The sequence below is a fragment of the Methylobacterium sp. J-030 genome, from assembly GCF_022829545.1.
GTDB lineage: Bacteria > Pseudomonadota > Alphaproteobacteria > Rhizobiales > Beijerinckiaceae > Methylobacterium.
Window position 1 is genome coordinate 1 of the sequence record NZ_JAKSYM010000255.1, and the last position, 6,732, is coordinate 6,732.

Sequence of the window (6,732 nt, forward strand, 5' to 3'; positions counted from 1 at the left end):
CCGCGCTTGCCCTGGCGGCTATCTTGACCGGAGGTATGCTCTGACACTCATGAACCTCGCTTGCCCGCGTTATTGCGAACATGAACGAGAAACATATGCCAATGGATGAAAGTTCTGGCCTGCGACTTCAAGGGCAATCGAATAAAAGATCGATGGCTAAAATCCAACATATGTTAATGATGGATCTTTATAATCTTTGATCATGTTGAACTGGAACTGCGTTCACTCGGTGCGAAGGCTCAATGTACAATCCCATCTTTTCATCGATAATGCTGGCGATCGAGTCGCAGCGGGTCATCGAGCTGCGCATGGTCCGCATCGCTTGGGGCGGGCGCGAGGGCCGAGCCGAGATGCAGTCAATGGTGGTCGAGAAGATGCACGCCGCCGGTGAGGCGATGACGACGCTGATGCTCGGTGGTTCGCCCGAAACCGTGATCGCGCGCTACCGGGAGCACGTCGCTTTCAACACCAAGCGCCTCACGGCGGTCTGACCGATCAGTTGTGCCTTAGTTGCAGAGCGTTTCGGGTGTAGGCTCCATCGATGACAGAGCCCAATCAGACGGCCTTCATCGTCAAGGTCGCATGTCCGGATGAGGATGCGCCAAAGCAGCCACTCACCCTGTTCTATGCAGTCCTGGCCAAGGATCCGGAACGCGGGATCCAGATCGGCAAGGATGCAGTCAGGGCAGGCGCCGAGAAGCTGCCGCCGGAGACGCAAGGCGCCCGCGCGATGGTGGCCGACGCAAAGGCTGTGGTGGACTCTGCCAAGCTCGCCGCACGATCTGCGCGAACTCGCACCGACGAAGCTGCTGCGTATGTGAAAGCATCCAAAGCAACGCTCGCGAAAGCAGTCGGCAAACTCGGCGCGGACAACCTCACGCCCGAGGAACAGCGCCGCTGGTTCATTGAAGCTCCACGCGAGGCCGGGGCGAGTGAGGTTGAAGCCGCGTTTGATGCGGCCCCAAAACGGATTGCCAAGGTGAAGCCGACGAGCTCTTGAAGTTATCTGTTCGTTGGATCCAGCTTCATGGCCGCCGATGGGGTAACGAAGAAGTCTAGCCGGAACAGGATCAGTCCTACCTCATCAGTGACTTTCATCCGCCATTCTGAACCAAGGCTCTCTAACCTTGCGCCTTCCTCAAGAAGCACGCCGGCGTATCGGATAGCTTCTCGGCGCGCGAACATAATCTCCGGCAACTCGACGCCCTTTTTGTCGAGCATGACGACGCCATCATAGACGTTGAAATGGTAGCGCGGCACACGCACCTCCGCCGTTGAAGGCGGGAGCCATGGCTCTCAATCGCGGACATGCCTGAGTCAGAGACTGCGACTGCCGTTGGCTGTGCCACACGGCGGTGGGCGGCGATCACATATGGATCAGGTTCTTCGATCCGCGAAGGATATGTCGCACTGTATTTGCGAACGGTATAATCGCCATCTCTTTCGCCGTGTCGGAGAGGTACTTCGGCTCCCCTGCCCCGTCCATGATCTGCCTCAGCGCCCGCTCATTCGGTGGCAGCCAACTGAGCTGGAACCTCGCCATTTGGACACCGGTTACGACTGCTCCAACAGGGAGTGAAACCGATGGTTGATGTCGCGCAGATTCAGGAGCATGCCGAGGTAATCGGTTCGGACGGAACGCACGTCGGCACAGTCGATCACGTCGACAGAGGTGAGATCAAGCTGACCAAAAAAGATGCGGCTGCAGGCGGCCTGCACCACTTCATCCCGGTCGACTTCGTGCGAGCGATTGAGGGCGGCAAGGTCCATCTCGACCGACCAGCGGATGAGGTGATGCGCGAGTGGTCGACGTCCTAAGCCGTTGGCGCCGACGGTAGGCGCGCAAGCACTAGAAATCGGACGGGCGGCCATATCATCACGGCACGCTCGGCTTGGCGCGCTTCTCTATCGCGCGTGCTTCGCCAACACCTCGTTCAAGGCCTCCGTCACCAGAGCCTCGATCGAGTTGCCAGCACGGCCATGCTCGGCGACCAACTCGCGAGATAGGCCACGCACCTTGGCAATCAGGTCCCGGTCCAGCCACACCGTAAAAGCCTGCCGGTTCTCCCGGTGATCACGAGCTTTAGGTGTAGGTTTAGGTGTATCTAAACTTTGAGCTGGAGGTTGAGTTTTAGGTGGAGGTGTAGGGTCTAGGATGGGCTGCTCCCCGACCACAAACGAGGCGGACAGGCTGGGCCGCTTAGCCATTCTGCTTCTCCGTCCGCTTGCGCTTCACCTTAATCCCCACCTGCTTCGCCACCCAACGGAACAGGGCGTCAATCTCCTCGGCCCCCCTCCCCTCGGGCTCAATCTCCTGGATCGTACTGCCGTCAATCAGGCAGCTCTTGTAGCCCTTGCGATGGCAGATGAACGGCGCGCCGTGTTCCCGGCCAGTCGGGATGCCACGGGATACGAACCCGGCCGCGGCTTCCTTCACGTCCTTCTTGGCGCCGCTCACGTCCACGTCGGTGAAAATGACGAAGTTGGGCTTGCCCAGCCCCTGAGCCATTGCGTGCGAGGTTGGTACGGCATCCATATCGGCAAGCGAAGTCCGCGAGGGGATCAGCACGAGGTCGGACAGCTCGGCCGCACGCTTGCCCATGATCTCGGCCTTGCCTGCCGTATCAATAAGGACAAGCTCCGCACCCTGGCGCTCGAATTCACGCAGTGTCGGTTCAAGGAATTCGGGCGTCGTTTCGGGCCGAACCGGTGGCCCCTCGGTCTGACGGCGGGTGGACCACATGCGGAGAGTGGCCTGCGGGTCAGTGTCCACGATCGCCGTAAGGATCCCGGCATGATGCGCGGCAACGGCCAAGTGGGCTGTGAGCGTGCTCTTCGTGCTCCCGCCCTTCAGACCCAAGATCGAAACTACCCGCATCGACTCACCTCCGGCGCGCTTTGTAAACGGTGTAGGTCTAAGTCCAAAGATACCGTTTAGCTTGAACTCAAGGTGTGCCGTTTAGGTAGAACGATTATGTTTAGGTATAGGTTTACCGTTTATGGGGCTTGCCAGAAGCCGTCCGGCGTCGTAACTTTCGATAATAGTTGTTCTCGAAAGTTTGGCTGGTAGGTCACGCCTATGGCAGCGATCCAACTGATAGACGGCACCATGGGCCAGCGCCTGCCGGTGAAGCCGGCCAAGGGCGAGGGCTGCAACGGCTGCGGCTACTGCTGCGCCGAGGAGCCGTGCGCCATCGCGGTCGAGTACATCGGTGCGGGCACGGAAGGGCCATGCCCAGCCCTGGAGTTCGAGGACGGCCGGGCGTGGTGTGGCCTTGTGCGGCACGCCTCCCGCTACATGGATCTGCCGAACGACTGGGCGGACGCGGTTCTCGGTGAGATGTTCGCCGCGGCGCTGGGTGCCGGGCGAGGCTGTGATGCCGACCTCTGAAATCCTGATCATTGAGCCCGTCGAGGCCGGACTACCGGCTGAGACACAGGCGCTCGTCCAGGCCTATCAGCGCGCCTCGAAGTCCGCGGCGACGATCCGGGCCTACATGTCGGACGTGCGCGTGTTCGAGACGTGGTGCCGACGCTGTGGGTTCCGGTCGATGCCGGCAGCGCCCGAGACCGTGGCGGCCTTCATCGTCTCGGAGGCCGAGGAGGGCAGGGCGGCCTCGACGTTGGGCCGGCGCCTCGCCGCGATCCGGTATGGCCACAAGCTGGCCAAGGCGCCGGACCCGACAGACGACGAGGGCGTGCACGCTGCCGTGAAGGGCGCCCGGCGCAAGGTCGGCGTCGCCCCGACGCAGAAGGCAGCCGCGACAGCCGACATCCTGGCGGCGCTGCTGATGCGGACGCCCGATACACTGACCGGCAAGCGCGATCGGGCGCTGCTCGGGCTGGGGTTCGCTGGCGCGTTCCGCCGAAGCGAGCTCGTTGCCCTTGATGTCGAGGACCTACGCGAGGATCCCGAGGGCCTGCGCGTCATGGTCCGGAGATCGAAGGTCGACCAAGAGGGCAGGGGGCTGGAGAAGGCGATCCCGCACGGGCGGTTCATCCGGCCCGTCGCCCTGGTGCGGGAATGGCTCGACGCGGCCGGCATCACGACGGGGCCGGTGTTCCGGCCGGTCTCGCGGTCGGGGAACGTGCGGGCCCCGGATCCGGCGACCGGCGAGTTGCCGCGCCTGACGACGCAGGCGGTCGCCGACATCATCAAGCGATACTGCACGGCTGCGGGGCTCGATGCCTCGACGTTTGGGGCGCACAGCCTGCGCGCCGGCTACATCACCACGGCGGCCGAGCGTGGGGCGGATCTCGCCCGCATCATGGACCAGTCGGGGCACCGCGATCCGCGCACGGTGGTCGGGTACATCCGACGGGCGAACGCGTTCAAGGGGCACAGCGGGAGCGGATTTCTGTAGGAACGCGGCTACTCTGAAACTTCCGGCTTCTGCGGTCTGCGTTGCGCTGGTCGGCTGGGATCGGGCCTGCGTGGGGGTCGTCTTCGCTGTGGTGGTGCGGACGGGTCCGGCGCCCCAACCTCTTCGATGTCCTCGCCTCCGCGTCTCATGACGCGGCCTGGAGAACCGACATTCCGGACTTGGCGGGCCTTCTTGGTGAAGCGCTCAGGCGTGCGGACACCGTCAGTATGCTCGTACAGGTGATCGTGCACAGAAAGCCCAAGAGGATCGAGGATCACATCAATGCCCTCACGCCGCGCCAACTTGGCCGCCGGTACGAAGTCGCTATCTCCGACCACGAGCACGATCTGCTGGACAAGGCGCTTGTAGGAAAGCGCCGCAACGTCGAGCCCAAGACGCATGTCGACACCCTTCTGATTGGTGTCGATGGCAAAATCCGCGTCGGTCAGATCCGCGAAGGTTCTCTCGCCTCGCCGCATGCTCTTGAGAGCATGATCGTAGAGCCGCCAAGAGACTGTATCAATCAAATGTCCCAGCCGTAGGGCTACCTTCCGCTTGCGCCGCAGTTCATCATGCAGTGCCTTGCGGAACAGGGCCTCGGGCGATTTGCCGAAATCGATAGCCTTGCCGCTGATCGGCCAATGCATTTTCTTTTCAAGCGGCGGGCAATCGTAGAAGAAAACACGGTAGAGATCGTAATTCTCAAACACGTCGCGTTGGTGTTCATCTCGCCCTGTACGCTGATAGCGATGGCGCAGAGCATGACCGTGGATGAGGTCGGCGACGGCCGCCGGATCAGTGTGATCCACGTCGGGGAACACATGGCGCAAACGCTTCAGAAAGAAGCCACCGTCAACGAAGACGGCCACCGAGTGACCCACCATAAACACGCAAGCCCCTGGGCTCGGCCCCCCAAAGGATCTCACGGCTCGCGCCGGTCGGGAAGCTTACTGCCAGGGGCTGGTGGGGCGTGCTAACACCCGTCTCAGGAACGGTCAACCAACCGATCGGTTGCCGACGGGTGAGCCGGCAGCCCGTGAGATAGTGGGCCGAAGCGCCTTAAGTAAGGCTTACACCAAGCAGCATAGATGACGCACGGACCCGACATTGAGACCGCTGCGAAGGTCATCGCCGAGAACGTCGTCTCGGCCTTCGAACGCGAGCAGGAAGGCGCTGAATTTCATCCCACCGCCTGTGAGGCCATCGTGTCCGTGCTGGTGCGCTCCCTCTTAGCCATCATGCCAACCACGTCGAGCGACGTGCTGGCGGGGGCCTGCAACCGCGGCTTGGATGACGTGGTGGGAGCGGCCGGCCTCGTCAGCCCTCGGGTCGAGGCGGTCGACCCAGAGGATGGATCGGTGACGATGCGGGCAGAATAGGAGGATGGGCCGGATCCCGTGTCGACGTGGTTCGGCCCTGTGCCGTTCGGCGTTCAGCCGGAGCGACGGTCGCGGTGTAGCGTAGGGCCACGGTGACGCGACTGCGGCGAGTGCTGAGCAACCAGTGAGCGAATGCCTGTAAGAGGCACAGTGGGAGCGGGTTCCTGTGAGCGGTGGTTCATCCCCAGTCCGTCCGCGTCCGTCGGAGCAGATCGCCATCGGCCTGATCCAGGATGCCGAGGCATACCGCGCGGCTGCCGTGCGGGTGCATCCCAAGAGGGCGCCGCATCGAGACGTGAACCTGCTCGCGCCGGCTTGGCACCTGCTCTGCCACGCGTCCGAGCTGGCCCTGAAGGCCTACCTGCTCAGCGGCGGCGCCGACCCGAGCGCGAAGCAGGGCGGCCTCATGCACTCGACCCTCAGGCACAACCTGGTGGGCCTGTACCGACTGGCGCTGGAACGAGGGTTCAACCCTCCGTCCGAGGAATTCGGGGAACTGATGGACTTCCTCGGCCCGTACCATGGGGCGCACGTCTTTCGGTATCGGGAACAGGGCCGGATGCCGCTCCACCCGCCGTTCGCCATCGCCGAGACCCTTGAGCCGGTAATTGCCGGCATTGCCCAGACGGTTCGGGAGAGGTGGTCTGCAGCCCATGGAGGGCGCCGTGGCGATGAGGAGCTTGCCGGCGTCGGCCTGGCGCGTGCGCAGCCAGCGGATGGGACTGCGTAGCACTCACACCCGCCACGATCCCCCGCTGGACCGAACCGCCTTGTACCCGGCGAGACCGCCGGTCGGCTTTGGCGGGGCCTTCGGCGCCACGCCCGGCCGGGCGCGGTCGAGCAGCTGTCCAATGAGGCCAAGCGCGTCGACCTGATCGTCATGGACGCCGGCCGGGAAGCGCAGGAGCTCGGCCTCGAAGTCCTTCCGCCAATCGGCCTCGTGCGGGATGTAGAGCCCGCGCATGGACATGCGGGCGCGGATGCTCTGC

10 protein-coding genes and 1 pseudogene are annotated in these 6,732 nt (G+C 63.2%); 7 read left to right on the forward strand and 4 right to left on the reverse strand.

The features are described 5' to 3' along the window. Positions 1-242: 242 nt before the first annotated feature. Positions 243-491, forward strand: a complete 249-nt coding sequence (locus tag MKK75_RS18610) for a hypothetical protein (protein ID WP_244044019.1) — start codon at positions 243-245, stop codon at positions 489-491. A gap of 50 nt (positions 492-541) precedes the next feature. Further along, complete coding sequence (locus MKK75_RS18615; protein ID WP_244044020.1) at positions 542-1,000, forward strand: hypothetical protein; 459 nt, start codon at positions 542-544, stop codon at positions 998-1,000. 2 nt (positions 1,001-1,002) lie between these two features. On the opposite strand, the gene MKK75_RS18620 is transcribed toward MKK75_RS18615, so the two are convergent. Next, complete coding sequence (locus tag MKK75_RS18620) at positions 1,003-1,260, reverse strand: DUF6894 family protein (protein ID WP_244044021.1); 258 nt, start codon at positions 1,258-1,260, stop codon at positions 1,003-1,005. A gap of 324 nt (positions 1,261-1,584) precedes the next feature. On the opposite strand from MKK75_RS18620, the gene MKK75_RS18625 reads away from it, so the two are divergent. Further along, a complete protein-coding gene (locus MKK75_RS18625; protein ID WP_244000978.1) occupies positions 1,585-1,818 on the forward strand; it encodes a DUF2171 domain-containing protein in 234 nt (77 codons plus the stop codon). Between the two features lie 382 nt (positions 1,819-2,200). On the opposite strand, the gene MKK75_RS18630 is transcribed toward MKK75_RS18625, so the two are convergent. Beyond that, positions 2,201-2,878, reverse strand: a complete 678-nt coding sequence (locus tag MKK75_RS18630) for an AAA family ATPase (RefSeq protein WP_244000976.1) — start codon at positions 2,876-2,878, stop codon at positions 2,201-2,203. A 201-nt stretch (positions 2,879-3,079) separates the two neighbouring features. Between MKK75_RS18630 and MKK75_RS18635 the strand changes: the two genes are divergently transcribed. Together MKK75_RS18635 and MKK75_RS18640 are read left to right on the forward strand one after the other, a co-directional pair. Continuing rightward, entirely contained in the window at positions 3,080-3,391 is a 312-nt protein-coding gene (locus MKK75_RS18635) for a hypothetical protein (protein ID WP_244044022.1), read from the forward strand. Beyond that, a complete protein-coding gene (locus tag MKK75_RS18640; RefSeq protein ID WP_244044023.1) occupies positions 3,378-4,364 on the forward strand; it encodes a site-specific integrase in 987 nt (328 codons plus the stop codon). Before MKK75_RS18635 ends, MKK75_RS18640 begins: the two co-directional genes overlap by 14 nt. Before the next feature lie 8 nt (positions 4,365-4,372). Here MKK75_RS18640 and MKK75_RS36130 read toward each other — a convergent pair whose 3' ends face one another. Beyond that, positions 4,373-5,233, reverse strand: a complete 861-nt coding sequence (locus MKK75_RS36130) for an NYN domain-containing protein (protein WP_244044024.1) — start codon at positions 5,231-5,233, stop codon at positions 4,373-4,375. Between the two features lie 219 nt (positions 5,234-5,452). Here MKK75_RS36130 and MKK75_RS18650 point away from each other — a divergent pair, with 219 nt between their 5' ends. Both MKK75_RS18650 and MKK75_RS18655 read left to right on the forward strand, forming a co-directional pair. Further along, entirely contained in the window at positions 5,453-5,743 is a 291-nt protein-coding gene (locus MKK75_RS18650) for a hypothetical protein (RefSeq protein ID WP_244044025.1), read from the forward strand. 166 nt (positions 5,744-5,909) lie between these two features. Continuing rightward, positions 5,910-6,473: a hypothetical protein gene (locus tag MKK75_RS18655; protein ID WP_244044026.1), complete on the forward strand. Its 564-nt coding sequence runs from the start codon at positions 5,910-5,912 to the stop codon at positions 6,471-6,473. A 3-nt stretch (positions 6,474-6,476) separates the two neighbouring features. Here MKK75_RS18655 and MKK75_RS18660 read toward each other — a convergent pair. Beyond that, positions 6,477-6,732: pseudogene (locus MKK75_RS18660) on the reverse strand (hypothetical protein); the annotation flags it as partial.

Bases quoted from the DNA above. Each gene is read 5' to 3' on its own strand.
- MKK75_RS18610 (WP_244044019.1), top strand. From the start codon at position 243: ATGTACAATCCCATCTTTTCATCGATAATGCTGGCGATCGAGTCGCAG.
- MKK75_RS18615 (WP_244044020.1), top strand. From the start codon at position 542: ATGACAGAGCCCAATCAGACGGCCTTCATCGTCAAGGTCGCATGTCCG.
- MKK75_RS18625 (WP_244000978.1), top strand. From the start codon at position 1,585: ATGGTTGATGTCGCGCAGATTCAGGAGCATGCCGAGGTAATCGGTTCG.
- MKK75_RS18630 (WP_244000976.1), bottom strand. From the start codon at position 2,878: ATGCGGGTAGTTTCGATCTTGGGTCTGAAGGGCGGGAGCACGAAGAGC.
- MKK75_RS18635 (WP_244044022.1), top strand. From the start codon at position 3,080: ATGGCAGCGATCCAACTGATAGACGGCACCATGGGCCAGCGCCTGCCG.
- MKK75_RS18640 (WP_244044023.1), top strand. From the start codon at position 3,378: ATGCCGACCTCTGAAATCCTGATCATTGAGCCCGTCGAGGCCGGACTA.
- MKK75_RS18650 (WP_244044025.1), top strand. From the start codon at position 5,453: ATGACGCACGGACCCGACATTGAGACCGCTGCGAAGGTCATCGCCGAG.